General features: G+C 66.5%; 17 protein-coding genes and 1 other RNA gene. 13 read left to right on the top strand and 5 right to left on the bottom strand.

Going from position 1 to position 19,813, the window contains the following annotated elements; genetic code table 11:
- Window positions 1–15 precede the first annotated feature (15 nt).
- Window positions 16–1,347 carry a TIGR03862 family flavoprotein gene (locus AAFF19_RS15350; protein WP_342721864.1) on the top strand — a complete coding sequence of 444 codons (1,332 nt, stop codon included), beginning with the start codon at window positions 16–18 and terminating at the stop codon, window positions 1,345–1,347.
- Between the two features lie 117 nt (window positions 1,348–1,464).
- On the opposite strand, the gene ffs is transcribed toward AAFF19_RS15350, so the two are convergent.
- Window positions 1,465–1,561: signal recognition particle sRNA small type (gene ffs, locus AAFF19_RS15345), an RNA gene on the bottom strand.
- Between the two features lie 98 nt (window positions 1,562–1,659).
- Here ffs and dnaX point away from each other — a divergent pair.
- The 6 genes from dnaX (at window position 1,660) to AAFF19_RS15315 (ending at window position 7,116) form a co-directional block, all read left to right on the top strand.
- Window positions 1,660–3,663 carry a DNA polymerase III subunit gamma/tau gene (dnaX, locus tag AAFF19_RS15340; protein WP_342720505.1) on the top strand — a complete coding sequence of 668 codons (2,004 nt, stop codon included), beginning with the start codon at window positions 1,660–1,662 and terminating at the stop codon, window positions 3,661–3,663.
- Between the two features lie 230 nt (window positions 3,664–3,893).
- Window positions 3,894–4,226, top strand: a complete 333-nt coding sequence (locus AAFF19_RS15335; protein WP_008906766.1) for a YbaB/EbfC family nucleoid-associated protein — start codon at window positions 3,894–3,896, stop codon at window positions 4,224–4,226.
- Between the two features lie 245 nt (window positions 4,227–4,471).
- Window positions 4,472–5,062, top strand: a complete 591-nt coding sequence (gene recR / locus AAFF19_RS15330) for a recombination mediator RecR (protein ID WP_342720504.1) — start codon at window positions 4,472–4,474, stop codon at window positions 5,060–5,062.
- A gap of 103 nt (window positions 5,063–5,165) precedes the next feature.
- Window positions 5,166–5,591 carry an MAPEG family protein gene (locus tag AAFF19_RS15325; protein ID WP_008906768.1) on the top strand — a complete coding sequence of 142 codons (426 nt, stop codon included), beginning with the start codon at window positions 5,166–5,168 and terminating at the stop codon, window positions 5,589–5,591.
- Window positions 5,592–5,706: 115 nt separating this feature from the next.
- Complete coding sequence (locus AAFF19_RS15320; protein WP_342720503.1) at window positions 5,707–6,762, top strand: ABC transporter substrate-binding protein; 1,056 nt, start codon at window positions 5,707–5,709, stop codon at window positions 6,760–6,762.
- Window positions 6,763–6,963: 201 nt separating this feature from the next.
- On the top strand, window positions 6,964–7,116 hold the full coding sequence (locus AAFF19_RS15315) for a DUF3096 domain-containing protein (RefSeq protein WP_008906770.1): 153 nt from the start codon (window positions 6,964–6,966) through the stop codon (window positions 7,114–7,116).
- Between the two features lie 9 nt (window positions 7,117–7,125).
- On the opposite strand, the gene AAFF19_RS15310 is transcribed toward AAFF19_RS15315, so the two are convergent.
- On the bottom strand, window positions 7,126–8,640 hold the full coding sequence (locus AAFF19_RS15310) for a transglycosylase SLT domain-containing protein (RefSeq protein WP_342720502.1): 1,515 nt from the start codon (window positions 8,638–8,640) through the stop codon (window positions 7,126–7,128).
- Window positions 8,637–9,413: a hydroxyacylglutathione hydrolase gene (gene gloB, locus AAFF19_RS15305; RefSeq protein WP_182118460.1), complete on the bottom strand. Its 777-nt coding sequence runs from the start codon at window positions 9,411–9,413 to the stop codon at window positions 8,637–8,639. The genes AAFF19_RS15310 and gloB overlap by 4 nt, the downstream gene beginning before the upstream one ends.
- Here gloB and AAFF19_RS15300 point away from each other — a divergent pair.
- From AAFF19_RS15300 to AAFF19_RS15285, 4 genes are all read left to right on the top strand, one after another.
- On the top strand, window positions 9,412–10,269 hold the full coding sequence (locus AAFF19_RS15300; protein WP_342720501.1) for a methyltransferase domain-containing protein: 858 nt from the start codon (window positions 9,412–9,414) through the stop codon (window positions 10,267–10,269). The genes gloB and AAFF19_RS15300 overlap by 2 nt on opposite strands.
- Before the next feature lies 1 nt (window position 10,270).
- The gene (gene rnhA, locus AAFF19_RS15295) at window positions 10,271–10,720 is read left to right on the top strand and encodes a ribonuclease HI (RefSeq protein ID WP_008906774.1); all 450 of its coding nucleotides are present in this window, start codon (window positions 10,271–10,273) and stop codon (window positions 10,718–10,720) included.
- A gap of 199 nt (window positions 10,721–10,919) precedes the next feature.
- Window positions 10,920–12,233, top strand: a complete 1,314-nt coding sequence (locus AAFF19_RS15290) for an efflux RND transporter periplasmic adaptor subunit (protein ID WP_182118463.1) — start codon at window positions 10,920–10,922, stop codon at window positions 12,231–12,233.
- 21 nt (window positions 12,234–12,254) lie between these two features.
- Window positions 12,255–15,416: an efflux RND transporter permease subunit gene (locus tag AAFF19_RS15285; protein ID WP_008906776.1), complete on the top strand. Its 3,162-nt coding sequence runs from the start codon at window positions 12,255–12,257 to the stop codon at window positions 15,414–15,416.
- Between the two features lie 96 nt (window positions 15,417–15,512).
- Here AAFF19_RS15285 and AAFF19_RS15280 read toward each other — a convergent pair whose 3' ends face one another.
- Window positions 15,513–16,934 (bottom strand): sigma 54-interacting transcriptional regulator, encoded by a 1,422-nt coding sequence (locus AAFF19_RS15280; RefSeq protein ID WP_342720500.1) that lies wholly within the window; start codon window positions 16,932–16,934, stop codon window positions 15,513–15,515.
- Window positions 16,935–17,067: 133 nt separating this feature from the next.
- Here AAFF19_RS15280 and AAFF19_RS15275 point away from each other — a divergent pair, with 133 nt between their 5' ends.
- Both AAFF19_RS15275 and AAFF19_RS15270 read left to right on the top strand, forming a co-directional pair.
- Window positions 17,068–18,645: an AMP-binding protein gene (locus AAFF19_RS15275; protein WP_342720499.1), complete on the top strand. Its 1,578-nt coding sequence runs from the start codon at window positions 17,068–17,070 to the stop codon at window positions 18,643–18,645.
- A 37-nt stretch (window positions 18,646–18,682) separates the two neighbouring features.
- The gene (locus tag AAFF19_RS15270; protein ID WP_342720498.1) at window positions 18,683–19,447 is read left to right on the top strand and encodes an enoyl-CoA hydratase/isomerase family protein; all 765 of its coding nucleotides are present in this window, start codon (window positions 18,683–18,685) and stop codon (window positions 19,445–19,447) included.
- Window positions 19,448–19,471: 24 nt separating this feature from the next.
- Here AAFF19_RS15270 and AAFF19_RS15265 read toward each other — a convergent pair whose 3' ends face one another.
- Window positions 19,472–19,798, bottom strand: a complete 327-nt coding sequence (locus tag AAFF19_RS15265; RefSeq protein WP_342720497.1) for a thioredoxin family protein — start codon at window positions 19,796–19,798, stop codon at window positions 19,472–19,474.
- Between the last annotated feature and the right edge of the window lie 15 nt (window positions 19,799–19,813).

The raw sequence follows: 19,813 nt of genomic DNA, 5'->3' as shown, positions 1-19,813 counted from the left end.
CCCGTCGCACCAGCCCTGCCTGCGGGGACTTTGCGGTGCGATGTGGCCATCGTCGGCGGTGGCCCGGCGGGCCTGATGGCGGCCGAGGTGCTGGCCCAGGCGGGGGTGGCCGTTCATCTGTTTGACGCCATGCCTTCGGTGGGGCGCAAATTTCTGCTGGCGGGCAAGGGCGGGCTCAACCTCACACATTCCGAGCCCCATGCTCCGTTTGTCAGCCGCTATGCAGAGCGCCAGCCTCAGCTCGAACCTTTGCTGCAGGAATTTGGCGGGCCCGAGGTCCGGGCCTGGGCGCAAGGCCTGGGTGTAGAGACCTTCGTGGGCACCTCCGGCCGCGTGTTCCCCGCCGACATGAAGGCCGCGCCCTTGCTGCGCGCCTGGTTGCAGCGCCTGCGCGGGCAGGGCGTGGTGTTCCACATGCGACACCGCTGGCTGGGCTGGTCGGACGATGGTGCCCTGCGTTTTGCAGCCCCTGCGGGCGAGGTGCCAGTGGTCGCCAGGTCGGTGGTGTTGGCGCTGGGCGGTGGCAGCTGGGCACGCCTGGGGTCGGATGGTGCCTGGGTGCCGCTGCTGGCGCAGCGCGGTGTGGCCGTGGCGCCGCTGCGGCCCTCCAACTGTGGTTTTGACGTGCTGCGCGCCGATGCGCCGGCGGGTGAGACGCGCCGCGCGTTCTTGCAGGAGCTGATCGGCCGCACCCCCGCTCCCGCTGTGGGCTGGACGCCCCATTTTGTCGAGCGTTTTGCCGGCCAGCCCTTCAAGACGGTGGCGCTGGCTTTCACCGACAGCCAGGGCCGCACGTTCAGCCGCAGAGGTGAATTCGTGGCCACAGCGACAGGCGTCGAGGGCAGCCTGGTCTACGCCGCGTCGCACCTGCTGCGCGATGAGATCGAGGCCCACGGCCATGCCACTTTTCATCTGGATTTGCTGCCCGACCACACGCCGGAACGCGTGCTGGTGGAAGTGCGCCATCCACGCGGATCACGTTCATTGTCCAGCCACCTCAAGAGCCGTCTGGGGCTCGATGGCATCAAGGCGGGCATCCTGTATGAACACCTGGGCAAGGACGGCATGAACGACCCGGTGGCTCTGGCACACGCCATCAAGGCACTGCCCATCACGGTCGTGGCCACACGGCCCATCGACGAAGCCATCAGCACCGCCGGTGGTGTGGCTTTTGAGGCGCTGGACGCGCACCTCATGGCCCATGCCTTACCGGGCGTGTTCTGTGCGGGCGAAATGCTCGATTGGGAGGCGCCCACCGGGGGCTATCTGCTCACGGCCAGCTTGGCCAGTGGCCGTGTGGCGGGGTTGGGCGCGCTGCACTGGCTGCGCCAAGCAGCCGGAGCTTGAGCTCGCTGAACGAAAGGGGCTTGCGCCTGGGGCGAAGGGCCTGGCCTTGCCAGGCAAGGGGACATCGCGAAGGATGTCGCCGCTGGGAGGGGGCTGCGCGACAGCGCAAAAAAAGAAGTTGACGAGCCTTACCCCCGGCACTGACTCCACAGTTAGGGCTGCTTGGTTCCCCACCTGACCCGGTTGGCCGCTTCACCATGCGAGGAGGCCCGTCACCGTCGATTGTACGACGGATGCGGATGCACTTTTCTGAACAGCCCCGCTGCCGTGGGCGCTGGAAGGACACTCGGCACAGCCCGTAGAATCTGCCTGATGTCCTACCTCGTGCTCGCCCGCAAGTACCGCCCCCGCAATTTCACCGAAATGGTGGGGCAGGAGCATGTGGTGCAGGCCCTCACCAATGCGCTCAACACACAGCGCCTGCACCATGCCTACCTGTTCACAGGCACGCGGGGTGTGGGCAAGACGACGGTGTCGCGCATTCTGGCCAAATCGCTCAACTGCCAGGGGCCCGACGGTCAGGGCGGCATCACCGCCACACCCTGCGGCGTGTGCTCGGCGTGCACGGACATCGATAGTGGCCGCTTTCCCGATTACACCGAGCTCGATGCCGCATCCAATCGGGGTGTGGACGAAGTGCAGAGCCTGCTGGAGCAGGCGGTCTACAAGCCAGTGCAGGGCCGCTTCAAGGTCTTCATGATTGACGAAGTGCACATGCTCACGAACACGGCGTTCAACGCCATGCTCAAGACGCTGGAAGAGCCTCCCGAGTACCTCAAGTTTGTGCTGGCCACAACCGACCCGCAGAAGGTGCCGGTGACCGTGCTGAGCCGCTGTCTGCAGTTCAACCTGCGCCCGATGGCGCCCGAAACCGTGCTCTCGCACCTCACGCAGGTGCTGGCATCGGAAAACGTATCGTCCGAGCCCCAGGCGCTGCGCCTGCTCTCGCGCGCTGCGCGGGGCTCCATGCGCGATGCGCTGTCGCTCACCGACCAGGCCATCGCTTTTGGCAGCGGCCAGTTGCAGGAAGCCGCCGTGCGCCAGATGCTGGGCGCGGTGGACCGCTCCTATGTGTTCCGCCTCATCGGCGCGTTGGCCGAGGGCGACGGCAAGACCGTGGTGGAAACTTCGGACATGCTGCGTCTCAATGGCCTGTCGGCCGCCTCCACGCTCGAAGAAATGAGCGCCGTGCTGCAGCGCATGGCGGTGTTCCAGGCCGTGCCCCAGATGGCAGGCGCCGTGGATGCCGACGACCCCGAGGCCGCAGAAACGGCCCGCCTGGCCGCGCTGATGCCTGCTGACGAAACCCAGCTGCTCTACAGCCTGTGCCTGCACGGGCGCGGTGAACTGGGCCTGGCGCCCGATGAGTACGCGGCACTGACCATGGTGCTGCTGCGCTTGCTGGCGTTCAAGCCTGTAAGCGGTGTTGGCGGCGTTGGCGAATCGGCTGAAAAAAAAACTCTGACGCGGGCTGAAGCGGCGTCTTCCAGCCCAGCAGTTGCGGTTTCTGCCGCTCTCGCAGCGGCTGCCGTGGCGGTGCCAGCCCCCGTGGCGCGAATGGCGCCGACGCCCGCGCCTGCTCCCCAGGTGCCACCAGCGGTGCCTCCCGCAGCGCCTGCAGCAGGTGCTTCGCCAGCATTGCCCCCGGAGATTTCTGCAGAACCCGGCGAATCCGTGGACTCTTCGGAACCACCACCCTGGCCAGGTTCTGAAGAGCCGGGTGCCGCATCACCTGCAAACTCCGCCGCCACGGCACTGCCGGTGCGTACGCCCGAGAGATTTGGACAAAATCAGCGTCCAGCGCAACCTCAGCAAGCGCAAGGCGCTCCTGAATATGTAGCAATCCCGGTGCGTGAATCGCCCGAACCAGGGGAGCGTCTGCAACCGTTGCCGCTTTCTGCGCCCACGCCTGTCTCGGCGCGCTACACGCCCACCGAGGAGGGCGATGTCTGGCATGCCACTGTGCAGCAGATGGTGGCGGCAGAATCGATTACCGCCCTGGTGCGCGAGCTGGCCCTGCAATCGCAGCTGGTGGCGCGCGACGGTGGCCACTGGCTGTTGCGCGTGGAGCGTGAGTCGCTGAACCAGCCTACTGCACGCGAGCGCCTGCGCGCCGCGCTGGAGGCTGCGGGCCACGCCACCCAGATCAGTGTGGAGGTGGGCCACGTCATTGACAGCCCCGCCCGCCGCAATGCCGCTGCCGCTGCCGAGCGCCAGCGCCGTGCTGAGGAGATTGTGAACAACGACCCCTATGTGCAGTCGCTGGTGCGCGACCTTGGCGCGAGAATCGTGCCGGGCAGCATCAAGCCTGCGTGAGATGAAGCGCCCCCTGAGTCGCCTGCGGCGCCTTCCCCCTCTCTCGCTTCGCGGGAGGGGGACGCACTCGGTGGCCTGGCAAAGCCAGCTCCACGAGTGCACCGGATTGGCGTGAGCCAGTTTCGACGGCCGCTGACATTGCACAGCACAATACCGTGCATCTCGGATACCGAATCTCTCTCCCTTCGTGGGAATCGATCAACCAGAAAGAAAGCAAAGGAAATCACACCATGTTCAACAAAGGACAACTTGCTGGCCTCATGAAGCAGGCCCAGGCGATGCAGGACAACCTCAAGAAGGCCCAGGACGAACTGGCCTTCATCGAAGTGGAGGGTGAATCGGGCGCGGGCCTGGTGAAGGTGGTGATGACCTGCAAACACGACGTCAAGCGCATCACCATCGACCCGAGCCTGCTGGCCGAAGACAAGGACATGCTGGAAGATCTGGTTGCGGCGGCGTTCAATGCTGCGGTGCGCAAGGCGGAAGAGACTTCGGCGGAGAAGATGGGCAAGCTGACCCAAGGCATGCCAGGCCTCCCCGGCGGCATGAAATTCCCTTTCTAAGGGTTGGCTACTGCGCGCCAGCCATGCGTCGTTGGGCGGTGCTCGCAATCCTCAGGTACTAGGCAAGTACGTTCCGGTTGCTGTGCTCCGTCCGCCTAGCCTGGCAGGCGCTCGCTACGCCCTTGAGGGCGGGGTGTGAAAGCCTTCGTGAGAGTTTGCTTAATGCCCCAACCACCGTTCGGGCTGAGCCTGTCGAAGCTTGGCACCGCTCTTGTCTGCCCGCTCATCCGCATCGCCTGCTAACCATGTCCACCACCAACTCCCTCGACGTTCTGATCCAGGCGCTGCGCCGCTTGCCGGGGGTGGGGGTGAAGTCTGCGCAGCGCATGGCGTTTCATCTGCTGCAGCATGACCGCGAAGGGGCGCTGGCCCTGTCGCGGGCGCTCTCGGAGGCGGTGGACACGGTGCACCACTGTGCGCGGTGCCACACGTTCACCGAGGCCGAGGTGTGCAGCACCTGTCTCGATCCTGAGCGCGATGCCACGCGGCTGTGTGTGGTGGAGACGCCGGCCGACCAGGCGGCGCTGGAGCGTACGGGCGCGTTCAAGGGTCTGTACTTCGTGCTGATGGGCCGCTTGAGCCCGCTCGATGGCATCGGGCCCAAGGAAATCGGGATCCAGAAGCTCATGGACCGCGCCACGGACGGTACGGTGCAGGAGGTCATTCTGGCCACCAATTTCAATGCTGAAGGCGAGGCCACGGCCCATGTAGTCAGCGAGGCTCTCAGGAGCCGGGGGGTGCATGTCACCCGGCTGGCGCGCGGTGTGCCCGTGGGCAGCGAGCTCGAGTACGTGGACCTGGGCACGATTGCGCATGCGCTGGTGGACCGGCGGTAGCCAGCGGGCTCGCACAATCGGGCTCCGCCGCAGCTAGAATACTCACAATTTAATAGCTGCTGGCGCTTGACTATCAAGCGCTGGAGCCCAAAAAGGCTTAAAAATGAATACCACCATGCATGTCGCACGGTTCACAGTGGCTTACTGGTGCGTGCTGATCGCGGCCCTTTTGCCCATCGGTTGCGCCTGGCTGGCCAAGAGCGGCAGCTTTGGCAAGTCGCTCAAGGACGGCGGGTACGACAACCATGATCCCCGCGCATGGATGGCGCGGCAGGCCGACTGGCGCGCCCGTGCCAATGCCGCGCAGGCCAACAGTTTCGAGGCTTTGCCGTTTTTCATCGGTGCGGTCATCATTGCGCACCTGCTGGGTGCAGGGCAGACGCTGCTGGACATGCTGGCGCTGCTGTACGTGATGCTTCGCATCTTCTACATCCTGATGTATGTCTCCGACATGCCGACCGTGCGCAGCGCGGTGTGGGCCGCGGCGTTTCTGGTCAACATCGCCATCCTGTTTCTGGGATACCGGTGATCCCGAGGCCGGAGGGCCTGGTACGTAGAAACCCGGTGGGATTCACCCTGATGCGGGATCGCTCGCGTTGCGGCACGATTGTTGCAGTGCAGCATTAGCCCATTCTTCCCAGTTCATGAACCGATCTCCGCTGACCCGTCGCGCCTTTGGTGCCCTTTCCGCCCTGTCGGCGGCAGCGGTGTGCCTGCCCGCCGTGGTGCGCGCGGCACAACCCGAAGTCCCGGCGCTGGGCGCGGTGACCATTGCAGTGGGTGGCCAGGGGGTGCTGTACCACCTCCCTCTGGCACTGGCTGACCAGCTGGGTTACTTCCGGGCAGAGGGCCTGGACGTGCGGGTGCGCGATTTCTCTGCCGGGGCGATGGCGCTGCAGGCCGTACAAGAGGGCACGGCCGATGTCTGTGCCGGGGCGTTCGAGCACACCCTCCGCCAGCAGGTGCGCGGCCAGGCCTATCGTTCGCTGGTGCTGCTCGGGCGTGCCCCGCAGCTGGCGTTGGGGGTGTCGCTCCGCGCGCTGCCGTCTTACAAGGATTTGTCTGATCTGCGCGGGAGGCGCATTGGCGTGTCTTCGGTCGGCTCATCCACGCACCTGGCGGCCACGCTGCTGCTGGCGCGTGCCGGCATGGGCCAGGGCGACGTGGCGTATGTGGGTGTGGGTTCGGGCGTGGCTGCCATGAACGCGCTGCGCGCAGGCCAGGTCCATGCGCTGTGCCACGCAGATCCGCTCATGACGCTGCTGGAGCAAAAGGCCGACACCCGCATTGCAGGCGACATGCGGTCGCTCAAGACCGCGCAGGACATGTTGGGTGGCGCCATGCCGGCTGGCTGCATCTATGCACCACAGGCCTTTGTGCACAAGCAGCCCGCCCAGGCCCAGGCATTGGCGAACGGTATCGTGCATGCCCTCAAGTGGCTGCAAACGGCTGCCCCTGCGGACCTTGTGAAAGCGGTGCCGCCGGCCTACCTCATGGGCGACCGTGGCCTGTATCTGGCAGCTTTTGGGCGGGTGCGTGAAACCTATTCGACCAACGGCATGATGCCCGATGATGGTGCGGCCACCGCGTTGCGCGCGCTGTCAAGGGCGCACCCCGAACTCGGGGACGCCAGGGTGGACCTGTCGCGCACCTATACCAACGATTTCGTCCGCAAGGCGCGCCAGAAATTCAATGTCTGACGAGGTGGTGCGCCCGGTTCGTCGGGCGGCTGCGTGGCCGATGGCGAGGTGATGGTGATGGGATGGTGATGTTATGGCGGGGTGGCGGCTGCCGCCAGCCTGGTGTTCGGGCTGGAACGGGAAGATGGCTTACATTCGTCGGCGTTCGGTGTGCCGTAGCCTCGGTGTACCCGTCATTCACATCTCAAGGATTGCTTCACCATGACCTTCACCCTCAGCATCGGCCCGCTGGTATCCCTGATCGCCGGCATTCTGATTCTTGTGATGCCCCGCCTGCTCAGCACCATTGTGGCGCTGTACCTCATCATCATGGGGATTCTGGGGTTGCTGGGCATGCACTCGCTCAAATTCTGAGCGGCGGCGTCAGCGGCGCTTTTTTGAGGGCGTGCCACCGCGACGCGCAGGTGGTGCTGAACGCTTGGCCGGTGCGGCGCGCGCAACCGTTCCGCGCGCCTGGGTGGCCTGGCGTACCGGCAGGTACATCACCACCTCCTGCCCCAGTTTGAACGCTGCGTTGGCGCGCACATCGTTCCAGTCGGCCACGCTGGCAGCGCTGAGCTTGTAACGGCGTGCAATGCTGGCAACGGTTTCGCCCTTGCGGGCCCGCACCGTGGTGCGCCGGGTGACGATCTCGGGCGCAAATGCGATCTGCCCGTTGTCCGCCAGCTGCGGCGACACATCCTGGCGCACGGCGGAAGAGCGCGGCACCATGAGTGCGGAGCCCGCCTTGATCAGCATGCGCGGCGGGATGTTGTTGACGCTGCGAAGATCGTGCTCGCTCATGCCTGCCCGCTGCGCGGCCTCGGCCACCGTCATGGTGGAGGGCACCGACCACACCGTCCAGCTGGCGTACTGGCCTTCCCTGCGCGCCTCCAGATTGCGCTGGAACACCTTGGCATTGTCCCAGGGCAGCAGGATCTGCGGCGTGCCGGCAGCCAGAATGACCGGCCGGTGGAAGGAAGGGTTCAGGGCGCGGAAATCTTCCTGGCGTATGCCTGCCAGCGTGGCCACCAGGGCCACATCAATGTCGTGGGTGATGTCCACCGTCTGGAAGTAGGGGTGGTTCTCGATCAGCGGCAGCTCGGTGCGAAAGGCTTCGGGGTTGGCCACAATGTTCTTGACGGCCTGCAGCTTGGGCACATACATGCGCGTCTCGGCCGGCATGCTCAGGTCCGTGTAGCTGGTGCCCAGCCCCTGCTTCTGGTTGCGGGCAATGGCCCGGCCCACACTGCCTTCGCCCCAGTTGTAGGCGGCCAGCGCCAGGTGCCAATCGCCAAACATGCCATGGAGCTTTTGCAGGTAGTCGAGCGCTGCGCGGGTGGATGCCAGAACGTCGCGGCGGTCGTCGCGGAACGCGTTCTGCTTGAGGTCGAAATAACTGCCCGTGGCGGGCATGAACTGCCACATGCCCGCAGCCTTGGCGTGGGACACGGCCTGCGGGTTGAACGCGCTTTCGATGTAGGGCAGCAGCGCCAGCTCGGTGGGCATGCCGCGCCGCTCCAGTTCTTCGACGATGTGGAACAGGTATTTGCTGGAGCGCTCGGTCATGCGTTGCATGTAGTCGGGGCGTGTGGCGTACCACTGCTCGCGGTCCTGCACCAGCTCGTGCTGCAGGTCCGGCATCGCAAAGCCGCGCCGGATACGGTCCCAGAGGTCGGCAGGGGTGGAGAGCGACGCCACTTCGCCGCTGGCAGCCTGCGCAGCCGTGATGGGCCGGAGCGGGCCGTTGGGGATGACAGGGGTATGTGGCGCTGCGGCCGGCGTGCCGGTGGGGGAGGCGGGGGTGGTACCCGCCGCGCTGTCCTGCGAGGGCCCGGTGGTGGCGCAGCCTGTGAGCCAGAGCGTGCAGGCCAGGCAGGCGATGTGCAGAATTTTCATCGGAACTCGTTTTTCCATTGACGCAGGGCGGCCAGTACCGCCACGGCATCGTCTTTGTTCACCTGCGCGTCGTGGCTGTGGGCGGCAAGGGCCACCGCAGGCTGACGCACGCGCAGGAAGGGGTTGATGTCACGCTCGAGCGCCATGCGCGAGGGCAGCGTGGGCTGGTCTTTGGACCGCAGTGCCTCGCAATGGCTGCTGTAGTGGAGCAATGCCGCATTGCCGGGTTCCACCGCCCGCGCAAATTTCAGGTTGGAGAGCGTGTACTCGTGGGTGCAGCATACCCGCGTGTTGCCGGGCAAAGCGGCCAGCGCGTCCAGGGAGTCCAGCATCTGGGCAGGGGTGCCTTCAAAAAGCCGACCACAGCCCCCCGAAAAAAGCGTGTCGCCGCAGAACAGCAGAGGCTCCCCGTCGATGTCGGGGCAGTAGTAGGCAATGTGGCCAGCGGTATGGCCAGGCACATCAATGACTGCGAACCGAAGTCCCATGGTTTCCACGGCATCACCGTGCGCCAAGCGGTGCAGCGGCTCGGGGATTTTTTCGCGTGCGGGGCCGTAGACCACGGCGCCGGTGGCGCTGCGCAGGGCATCCACACCGCCGACATGATCGGCATGGTGGTGCGTGACTAGAATGGCCTTCAACTGCACGCCAAGGTGCTGCAGGGCCTGCAGCACAGGCGCGGAATCTCCCGGGTCCACAACGATCGCCTGGCGGCCGTCGTGCAGCATCCAGATGTAGTTGTCGGTAAAGGCGGGTAGCGGCAGCAAGTTCATGAGCGATCAAATTATAGGTTTGCACCACTGGTTCGACTCCCCGCCGGGCCGCTACCTGCTCGCCTGGGAGCAGGCGCGTTTCGATGAAGCGGTGGCGGATATCTTTGGCTACCACAGCCTGCAGCTTGGAATGCCGCTGCTCGATGGCCTGCGGGCCAACCGCATGCCCCACCAATGGCTGGGCCTGGGGCAGGAGGCAGTGCACGGTTCCATCGCCTGTGTGGAGAACGGGGCTGGCGATGACGCCCTGCAGCGCCGCCCGGTGAATCTGCTGGCAGAGCCCGTGGCCCTGCCGTTCGCTGCAGCGAGCCTGGACCTGCTTGTACTGCCCCATACCCTGGAGCTGAGCATCGACCCCCACGCGGCCCTGCGCGAAGTGGAGCGCGTGCTGGTGCCCGAGGGCCGGGTCGTCATCAGCGGCCTGAATCCCACCAGCCTCTGGGGGCTGCGCCAGTGGCGTGCGCGCATGGTCCAGCGCGTGAGCGGGGGCAAGGGAACCTTGTACCTGCCGGACGTGGGCGAGTTCATTGGTTACCGGCGCCTGCGAGACTGGCTCAGGCTTTTGAGTTTCGAGGTCGAATCGGCCCGGTTTGGCTGCTATCGTCCCGCGGTGCGCAGCACCCAGTGGCTGGAACGTTTTGACTTCATGGACCCATGGGGCGAGCGCTGGTGGCCTATTCTGGGAGCCGCATATTTTCTGGTGGCAGTGAAACGGGTGCACGGCATGCGGCTGCTGGAGCCTGCATGGCGGTCGGGCCGGCAGCGGTCTGCGGCGACGGTGCCCGTAGCCAACCGCGTGGCTCCTGCGCAGATTTCCAGGGCGGCCACAGGTACTGACAAAATAGATAGGACATAGTTTGAACCAGGTAGAGATATATACAGATGGCGCCTGCAAAGGCAACCCCGGTCCTGGCGGTTGGGGCGCTTGGTTGCGCTCCGGGTCGACGGAGAAAGAGCTGTTTGGCGGCGAGCTGGGCACCACCAACAACCGCATGGAGCTGATGGCCGTGATCGAAGCGCTGTCAGCGCTGAAGCGGCCTTGCGCGGTGACGCTGTACCTTGACAGCGAGTACGTGCGCAAGGGCATCACCGAGTGGATTCACGGCTGGAAGGCCAAGGGCTGGCGCACGGCCTCGCGGCAGCCGGTCAAGAACGTGGAGCTGTGGCAGCGGCTGGACGCGCTGGTCAGCACGGGTGGCCATCGCATTGAATGGCGATGGGTTAAAGGACATTCCGGCGATCCTGGCAACGAGCGCGCCGATGCCTTGGCCAACCGGGGGGTTGAAAAGGCCCAGGGGCGCGCGTAGGGCTGCGCTCACCGCTTCCACGGAGCATGTGCGTTGCTTCAAAAGGCCCCTCGGGGCTTTTTTTGTGCCCGGGGCATGTAAAGCCTGCGTAAATCTTCCGCGATTGTCCTTGGGGTCTTGTTCGGGTTTGCTGCGGCGCAAGACACGCACTGATACATTGTTCGGTCGTGCTTCTCCCATCACCCGCTTTCACTGATCCATGGCGTCCAAGAACAAATACATCGTTTTCGCGGTCATCGGCATCGCTGCCGCTTCTGGTGTCGCGTGGTGGCTCCAACGGCCTGAGCAGCGCACCGAGGCGGCCGCCGCAGGCAATGCGCCCGCAAATGGTGCGGCCAGGGCGGGTGGGGCGGGCCGCCCCGTGGCGGTGGAGGCCGTGGCCGTGCGCCAGATGGCCCTGCGCGATGATGCCGAGGCCGTGGGCAGCCTGCGGTCGCGCCAGAGTGTGGTTTTGCGCCCCGAGGTGAGTGGGCGCATCACGGCGCTGAACTTCCGCGATGGCGAGCGTGTGCGGCGCGGCCAGGTGCTGGTGCAGTTTGACGACCAGTTGCCCCGCGCGCAGGTCCAGCAAAGCCAGGCCGAACTGTCCATTGCCCAGGCCAACCACAAGCGCAATGAGGAGCTGGTGGCCCAGGGCTTCATCAGCCAGCGTTCGGTGGATGAAAGTGCCGCCAACCTGCAGGTGGCGCGTGCCAAGCTGTCGCTCGCGCAGGCTACCGCCTCGCGCCTGAAGATCGTGGCGCCGTTTGATGGCATTGCCGGCATCAGGGGCGTGAACGTGGGCGACTACCTCAAGGACGGCGCGGACATCGTCAATGTCGAAGACCTGGACGCGGTGTACGTCGATTTCCGCCTGCCCGAGCGGCTGCAGGGCAAGGTCCGCACCGGCCAGAGCGCCCAAGTGGCTTTTGACGCCTTGCCCGGCGTGCGCTACAGCGCCGTGGTGCAGGCCATCAACCCCCAGATCGATGCCGACGGCCGTTCCGTGGCGGTGCGCGGTTGCATTGACAACCGGCGCCTGCAGCTGCGCCCTGGCATGTTCGCGCGCGTCACGGCGGTGTTTTCAGAGCGCAGTGATGCCCGCGTGATTCCTGAAGAGGCCATCGTGCCGGATGGCGCCAGCCCTTACGTGCTCAAGATCGTCGATGGCAAAGAGCCCGGCACGCGCATCACACAGCGCACGCCGGTCACGCTGGGCACCCGGGTTCCTGGGCTGGTGGAAGTGGTGGAAGGCCTGGCTGTAGGTGACTTGGTGGTGACTGCGGGGCAGCAACGTGTGCAGCGGGATGGCACGGCTGTGCGGGTGGTGGAGCTGGGCAGCCCGGCCCCGCAAGGCGCTGCCTCCAGCGCCCCCAATGGCGCGGCATCGGTGCCCGACGTGCCTGCGCCCCTCGGGCGTAGCAAGGTGGCCTCGGCGCCGGCATCGTCCGTGGCCGAGATCGCACCGCTGCCGGGCCCCAATCCGTGCGGTCCGGCCGGCAAGGCGCCGGCATCGCAGCGCCAGCCAGCATGATGAACACGTTTCAGGACAGCCATGCAACTCGCTGAAATTTCGATCCGCCGGCCCGTTTTTGCGACCGTGCTGTCGCTGCTCGTCCTGCTCATCGGCGCCGTGAGCTTCACGGGTTTGTCGGTTCGCGAATACCCCAAGATCGATGAGCCCGTGGTCACGGTCAGCGTGCGCTACGCGGGTGCGTCGGCCGAGGTGATCGAATCGCAGGTCACCAAGCCGCTGGAGGACTCCATCGCGGGTATCGACGCCGTGGACGTCATCACCTCGATCAGCCGCGCCGAGCAAAGCCAGATCAGCGTGCGCTTTCGCCTTGAAAAGGATGCCGACAACGCTGCCGCCGAGGTGCGCGACCGCACGGCGCGCGTGCGCAACCGCCTGCCCGACGCGGTGGACGAGCCCGTCATCGCCAAGGTGGAGGCCGACGCATCGCCCGTGATGTGGCTGGCCTTCAGCAGCGAGACCCGCAGCCCGCTGGAGATCAACGACCTCGTCAACCGCATCGTCAAGCCCCGCCTGCAGACCGTGACGGGCGTGGCCGACGTGCCGATTTATGGCGAACGCAAGTACGCCATGCGCGTGTGGCTTGACCCGGAGCGCCTGGCGGCCTATCGCCTGACCACGCAGGACGTGGAAGACGCCATCCGCCGCAACAATCTGGAGCTGCCTGCCGGGCGCATCGAATCCGAGCAGCGCGAGTTCAGCGTCACCTCGCAGACCGATTTGAGCACGCCCGCACAGTTCTCCAACGTGGTGATACGCACCGTCAACGGGTTTCCGGTGCGCCTGAAGGATGTGGCGCGTGTGGAAGAAGGGCCCGCCAGCGACCGCAGCCGCGTGCGGCTCAACGGACGCGATGCCATCTCGGTGGGTGTGATCCGCCAGGCCACGGCCAACCCGCTGGATCTTTCCAAGGGTGTGCGCGAGATGCTTCCCACGCTGCAGGCCGACCTGCCGCCGGACATCGGCATCGACATTGCCAACGACAACTCGCTCTTCATCGACCGCTCGATCAAGAGCGTGTACACCACCATTGCCGAGGCCGTGGTGCTGGTGGCGCTGGTGATTTTCGTGTTCCTGCGCACCTTCCGCGCGTCCATCATCCCCATCATCACCATCCCGGTCAGCCTGGTGGGCAGCTTTGCGCTGATGTCGTTGGCAGGGTTTTCGATCAACACGCTCACGCTGCTGGCCCTGGTGCTGGCCATTGGCCTCGTGGTGGACGACGCCATCGTGATGCTGGAGAACATCTACCGCCACATCGAAGAGGGGCTCGACCCGTTCTCGGCGGCCATCAAGGGGGCGCGCGAGATCGGCTTTGCGATTGTGGCCATGACGCTGACCCTGGTGGCCGTGTACGCGCCCCTGGCGTTCACGCCAGGGCGCACGGGGCGGCTGTTCATGGAGTTTGCGCTGGCGCTGGCCGGGGCGGTGGTGGTGTCCGGCTTTGTGGCGCTGACGCTGTCACCCATGATGTGTTCGCTGCTGCTCAAGCACAACCCCAAGCCGAACTGGTTTGACCGTTCGATGGAGCGCTGGCTCACCAATCTGTCAGATGCTTACGGCCGCCTGCTGCGCTGGCTGGTGACGGCGCGCTGGCGCAGCCCCGGTGGCGAGCGCGCAGGTGTGCGCGGCATGATCTTTCAAGCGCGCTGGATTGTGGTGGCGGTGATGGCCTTCAGTGGCGCTGCGCTGGTCCTGGTGTACCCCAGCATCCGGCAGGAGCTGTCTCCGCTCGAAGACCGGGGCACCATTCTGGCCAGCGTCACGGCGCCCGACGGGGCCACCCTGGACTACACCAACCGCTATGCGCTGGAGCTGGAGAAAATCGGCCGCGACTACCCCGAGTTCGACCGGGTGTTCGCCAACATCGGCAACCCCACGGTGGCGCAGGGCAGCGTGATCTACCGCACCGTGGACTGGGAGCAGCGCGACCGCACCACGCTGGAACTCGCCCGCGAATTGCAACCCAAGGTCTCCAGCCTGCCGGGGGTCAACGCCTTTCTCATCACCCCGCCGTCGCTGGGCCAGGGCTTTCGCTCACGGCCGCTCACGTATGTGATCCAGACATCGGACAGCTACGAGAACCTGAGCCAGGTGGCCACGGCATTTCTTGCCGAGATGGCACGCAACCCTGGCATTGTCGGGCCCGACGTGGACCTGCGCCTGAACAAGCCCGAGCTGCGCATCGAGGTCAACCGTGAGCGCGCCGCCGACCTGGGCGTGGGCGTGGACGTGGTCGCCAAGGCGATTGAAACCATGCTGGGCGGCCGCACCGTGACACGCTACAAGCGCGACGCCGAACAGTACGACGTGATCGTGCAGACCGCCGCCAGTGGCCGCAGCACGCCCGAGAACATCGACTCCATCTACGTGCGGGGGCGCAACGACGCGATGATCCCGCTGTCCAGCCTGGTCAACGTGCGCGAAAGCGTGAGCCCCCGCGAGCTCAACCATTTCGGCCAGCGCCGCTCGGCCACCATCACCGCCAACCTTTCGCCCGACTATTCGCTGGGCGAGGCGCTCAACTTCATGGACACCACCGCCGCCAAGGTGCTCAAGCCGGGCTACACCACCGACCTGAACGGCATCTCGCGCGAATTCAAGAGCTCGCAGGGCGCACTGGGCATCGTGTTTGTGCTGGCGCTGGTGTTCATCTTCCTGGTGCTGGCCGCCCAGTTCGAGAGCTTCATTGATCCGCTGGTCATCATGGTGTCGGTGCCCATGTCCATGATTGGCGCGCTGCTGGCGCTCAAATGGAGCGGGGGTTCGATCAACGTGTATTCGCAGATCGGGCTGATCACGCTGGTGGGGCTGATCACCAAGCACGGCATCCTGATCGTGGAGTTCACCAACCAGCTGCGCGAGCAGGGCATGGAGATGGTGGATGCGCTCGTCAAGGCCTCGGCCCAGCGCCTGCGCCCCATTCTGATGACCACGGGCGCCATGGTGCTGGGCGCCATCCCGCTGGCACTGGCCTCCGGCGCGGGCGCCGAAACGCGCATGCAGATTGGCTGGGTGATCGTGGGCGGCATGTCGCTGGGCACGCTGCTCACCATTTTTGTCGTGCCCACCATGTACACGCTGTTTGCGCGCAAGGTGGTGCCGGGGGCCAACACGGCGGTGGCGGCGGATGAGCCGGCGCATCCGCTGCACCCGCACGGGCACGACTACGTGGCGAAATAGCGTTTGCTATTGCATTTGTAGCTGCCAGCGCTTGCTACCAATGGATTTCATTGCCGAAACTAGGTGAAGCCATTCGTGGTAAAGCGCGACCAGCTATCAAACTGATACCGCTCCCGTTCCACCCAGCGGCCTCTCCAGCGCGATGCCGTGCAGCCGCAGCTTGGCGTAGAGCGTGGGCTTGGCGATGCCCAGGGCCTGTGCGGCACGCGTCACGTTGAAGCGGTGGGTGCGCAGCGCCTCCACAATGGCCTGGCGCTCCGCTTCGCGCAGGCTGCGCGGGGCCGGTGGCGCCACGGTGCTGGCGGTAGCGTCGGGCGCGGCGCCCTCGGGTGTGCCCCAGGCCAGCAGGCTGGCGTCCAGCGTCGCACCGTCGCTCAGGTTGACCAGCCGCTCCAGCGTGTTCTCCAGCTCGCGCACATTGCCGGGCCAGGGGTGGCGCAGCAGCTGCGCCAGCACCTCGGGCGGAATCTCGCGGGCGGGCTTGCCCAGGGCCGCCGCGTAGCGCGCCAGGAAATGCTGGGCCAGCAGGGCGATGTCGCCCGGCCGCTCGCGCAGCGGCGGCAGCGTGACGCCGATGACATGGCAGCGGTAGTACAGGTCGGCGCGGAACTCCTGCCGCGCCACCAGGGCCTGCAGGTCGCGGTTGCTGGCGGTGATGACCCGCGCATCGATGGCAACGGCGCGCGTGCTGCCCAGGCGCACCACCTCGCGCTCCTGCAGCACGCGCAGCAGCTTGGCCTGCACGTCCAGCGGCAGCTCCGACACCTCGTCCAGAAAGATCGTGCCGCCCTGCGCCGCCTCGAACTTGCCGGGCCGGCCCTCGCGGTGCGCGCCGGTGAAGGCGCCGGGCGCGTAGCCAAACAGCTCGCTCTCGATCAGGTCGCGGGGCAGGGCAGCGCAGTTGACGGCGATGAAGGGGCCGTCGCGGCGGGTGCTCTCGTTGTGGATGGCCTGGGCGAAGACCTCCTTGCCGGTGCCGCTTTCGCCGCTGAGCAGGATGTTGGCGGTGCCGTGCGCGGCCTTGCGCGCCGTGGCCACGGCGGCGCGCAGCGCGGGGCTGTTGCCCAGCACCGAATCAAAGGTGTGGCGCGCATGGCTGCCCGCCAGCCGCCCGGCCAGCCGGTGCGCACCCTGGATCTCGCGGAAGGTGTTCACCACCGACAGCACGCGCCCGTCCGCCGCCTTGACCGGCACGGCGCTGTCCAGCACATGCAGCTGAAAGCGCGGCGTGGAGATGATGCGCTCGCGGTCGGTGTAGCCCTCGCCGGTCAGAAAGACCTGCTCCACCATGGTGTCGAAGTCCAGCAGTGAACCCAGCGTGCGCCCCTGGGCCAGGTGGCGCGGCAGGCGCAGCTGGCGCGCGGCCTCCGCGTTGAGATGGCGCACCACGCCGCCGGGCTCCAGCACCATCAGGCCGTAGGGCACGTGGTTGACCAGGGTCTGCAGCTCCTCGATGAGCTGCCGCTGGCGCTCCAGCAGTGCGGGTTCGTCGTTTCGGGGCGGTTGTCTGCTGGTCATGGTGTTAGCAAATTGAACGTTCAAAATTAGAACGGTCGTTGCGTATTCTGACGTTTTATCAGGCACCTTCCCTGAGTTTGCGCTGGCATGTGGTTTGCACTGGCCAGTGCGTCCACATCTTTTCAGGAGTGCCATGGCCGATTCTTTCTGTGCTTCGCTCGGGGACGAGCTGCGCCGCGCGGCGGCCGAGGTGCCGGACCGCCCCTTCATCCGCATGGCGGCGGGCGAATGGACTTACCGCCAGTTCGACGAGGAAAGCGACCGCCTGGCGGCCGGGCTGCATGCCCAGGACGTGCAGCCGGGCGACCGCGTCACGCTGATGCTGCCCAACTGCATCGAGCTGGCGCTGCTGTGGTTTGCGCTGGCCAAGCTGGGCGCGGTGGCCGCGCCCGTGAACACGCTGTTCCGCGGGGCGGCGCTTGCGAGCGCGGTCAACCTGGTGGAAAGCCGGCTGGCCATCGTCCATGCCACCCTGCACGCATCCTGGGCGCAGGTGCAGGGCGAGCTCGAGACGGCCCGCAGCGTGTTTGTGCTGGGCAGTGGCGGCCCGCTGCCCGATGGCTGTGCACCCTATGCGCTTTTGCGCGGCGTGGAGCCCTCTGCTGCGAACCTGCCCCGGCCCGAGGTGGCGTTCGACGCCCTGTGCCTGCTGCTCTACACCTCTGGCACCACGGGCCGCTCCAAGGCGGCGATGATCCCGCACCGCTTTGTGCTGCGCCAGGCACAGCTCTTCATCGACGGGCTGGAGCTGCGCAGCGACGACGTGCTGTACTGCCCGTACCCCATGTTCCACCTCGACGCCACGGTGATGACCATCGCCCCCGCGCTGCTGCTGCGTGGCGTGGCAGCGCTGGGGGAGCGGTTCAGCGTCTCGCGCTACTGGGACGAGGCGCGCGCGCTGCAGGCCACGGTGTTCGACTTCATGGGCGCCACCATCACCATGCTCTGGAAGCAGCCCCCTTCGCCCCGCGACCGCGACCACCGCGCCCGCCTGGGCTGGGGCGTGCCGCTGCCCGCGTTTGCGCCGCAGTTCGAGGAGCGCTTTGGCTGCCGGCTGGTGGAGCTGTACGGCTCCACCGAGGCGGGTGGCGTCATGTTCACCCCGCTGCACGCGCCCCGGCGCATGGGCTCGTGCGGCCAACCCGCCGCCGCGTTCAGCGTGCGCCTGGTGGACGCGCAGGGCTTTGAGGTATCCGTGGGCGAGCCCGGCGAACTACTGGTGCGCCCTGAAGAGCCCGCATTGCTCACACAGGGCTACTACGGCATGCCCGAAGCGACGCTGCAGGCCTTCAAGGACCTGTGGTTCCACACCGGCGACGTGCTGCGCGAGGACGCGGACGGTTACTACTACTTTGTCGGCCGGCGCAAGGACATGGTGCGCCGGCGCGGCGAGAACATTGCCTGCGCCGAGGTGGAGATGGGCATCGAATCCCACCCCGGCGTGCTCGAATGCGCCGTGTTCGGCGTGCCCAGCGACTTGAGCGAGGAGGAGGTCATGGCCTGCGTGGTGCTGCGCCCTTGCAGCACGCTCACGCTACCCGAACTGGCCGCGCACTGCGCCGAACGCATGGCCCGCTTCATGGTGCCGCGCTACCTGCGGCAGCTCGACGCACTGCCCAAGACGCCGACCGACAAGGTCGAGAAATTCCGCCTGCAGGCCGAAGGCATTACTCCCGATACGTGGGACCGCGAAGCGGCGCCCGGCCACTGAACCTGAACTTTTGACATCTACGAACGAAGGAGACCCCATGCGTTTTGCCACCCACACCACCCTGGGCGCCGTGAGCGTCGTCACCCTGCAGCGCCCCGAGCGGCTCAACGCCATCAGCGGCGCGCTGCTGGTGGACCTGATCGCCGCGCTGCAGGCCGCGCAGAGCGAGCCCGCCACGCGCGCCATCGTGTTCACCGGCGCGGGCCGGGCGTTCTGCGCGGGCGACGACCTCAAGGAATTTGGCGAGCAGGCCGAAAGCCCCGAAACGATTGCCGAGCACTGCGCGCGCATCCAGGATGTGACGCGCGCCATGATGTTCGGCCCCAAGCTCGTCATCGGCGCGGTGCACGGCTATGCCGTGGGTGGCGGCTTCGAGTGGCTGCTCAACTGCGACATGGTGGTGGCGGCGGACAGCCTGGTGTGCTTCTTTCCCGAGATGGCGCTGGGCCACTTTGTCACGGGCGGCATCACGCACCTGCTGCCGCAGGCCGTGGGCCACCAGCGCACCATGGAACTCATCGTGCTGGGCGAGCGCCAGAGCGCGGCCGACCTGAAAGCGCTGGGCCTGGTCAACCGCGTGGTACCGCAGGCGGACATGCTGCCTGCCGCCATGGCGCTGGCGGCCGAGGTGGCCACGCGCTCGGCCGGGGCCACGGCGCGCTTCAAGCGGTCCCTGGCCTCGGGCCTGGGGCCGCGCATCGAGACGGCGCTGGCCGTGGAGAGCGAGGCCGCCCGCGCCTGCTTTGCCGACCCCGACACGGCGCAGCGTATTGCGGCCGCCTTCACGCAGACGCGCAAGTGAGCTGACGAATTGGGGTTGTGCCGGTCAGGAGCCGGTGGCCTGCAGCGCGTCCTGCACGGCCTGTGCATCCTGCGGGCGCACCACGCGCGCCACTTCCTGGCCGTCTTTCAAGAACACCAGCGTGGGCCAGAGCTTCACGCCAAAGCTGCGGCCCAGGCGCTGGCCGGGGCCGTCTTCCACCTTGACGTGCGCGATCTCTGCGCGGTTCTTCAATGCCTGCTCGATGAGCGGCTGGGCGCGCTGGCAATGGCCGCACCAGGGCGTGCCAAATTCGACCACGGTGGCGCCGGGCAGTTTGTCCACGTCATCGCGGGACGGGGGTTGGGCAAGGTGTTGTGCGGCGTAGGGCATGGTGTGAAACGCGGG

This window comes from Acidovorax sp. FHTAMBA (assembly GCF_038958875.1).
Lineage (GTDB): Bacteria > Pseudomonadota > Gammaproteobacteria > Burkholderiales > Burkholderiaceae_C > Acidovorax.
Note: the sequence above shows the minus strand (reverse complement) of the source record. Positions and strands in the feature narration are given on the sequence as shown.

Bases quoted from the DNA above. Each gene is read 5' to 3' on its own strand.
- dnaX (WP_342720505.1), top strand. From the start codon at position 1,660: ATGTCCTACCTCGTGCTCGCCCGCAAGTACCGCCCCCGCAATTTCACC.
- AAFF19_RS15335 (WP_008906766.1), top strand. From the start codon at position 3,894: ATGTTCAACAAAGGACAACTTGCTGGCCTCATGAAGCAGGCCCAGGCG.
- recR (WP_342720504.1), top strand. From the start codon at position 4,472: ATGTCCACCACCAACTCCCTCGACGTTCTGATCCAGGCGCTGCGCCGC.
- AAFF19_RS15325 (WP_008906768.1), top strand. From the start codon at position 5,166: ATGAATACCACCATGCATGTCGCACGGTTCACAGTGGCTTACTGGTGC.
- AAFF19_RS15320 (WP_342720503.1), top strand. From the start codon at position 5,707: ATGAACCGATCTCCGCTGACCCGTCGCGCCTTTGGTGCCCTTTCCGCC.
- AAFF19_RS15315 (WP_008906770.1), top strand. From the start codon at position 6,964: ATGACCTTCACCCTCAGCATCGGCCCGCTGGTATCCCTGATCGCCGGC.
- AAFF19_RS15310 (WP_342720502.1), bottom strand. From the start codon at position 8,640: ATGAAAATTCTGCACATCGCCTGCCTGGCCTGCACGCTCTGGCTCACA.
- AAFF19_RS15300 (WP_342720501.1), top strand. From the start codon at position 9,412: ATGAGCGATCAAATTATAGGTTTGCACCACTGGTTCGACTCCCCGCCG.
- gloB (WP_182118460.1), bottom strand. From the start codon at position 9,413: ATGAACTTGCTGCCGCTACCCGCCTTTACCGACAACTACATCTGGATG.
- AAFF19_RS15290 (WP_182118463.1), top strand. From the start codon at position 10,920: ATGGCGTCCAAGAACAAATACATCGTTTTCGCGGTCATCGGCATCGCT.
- AAFF19_RS15285 (WP_008906776.1), top strand. From the start codon at position 12,255: ATGCAACTCGCTGAAATTTCGATCCGCCGGCCCGTTTTTGCGACCGTG.
- AAFF19_RS15280 (WP_342720500.1), bottom strand. From the start codon at position 16,934: ATGACCAGCAGACAACCGCCCCGAAACGACGAACCCGCACTGCTGGAG.
- AAFF19_RS15275 (WP_342720499.1), top strand. From the start codon at position 17,068: ATGGCCGATTCTTTCTGTGCTTCGCTCGGGGACGAGCTGCGCCGCGCG.
- AAFF19_RS15270 (WP_342720498.1), top strand. From the start codon at position 18,683: ATGCGTTTTGCCACCCACACCACCCTGGGCGCCGTGAGCGTCGTCACC.
- AAFF19_RS15265 (WP_342720497.1), bottom strand. From the start codon at position 19,798: ATGCCCTACGCCGCACAACACCTTGCCCAACCCCCGTCCCGCGATGAC.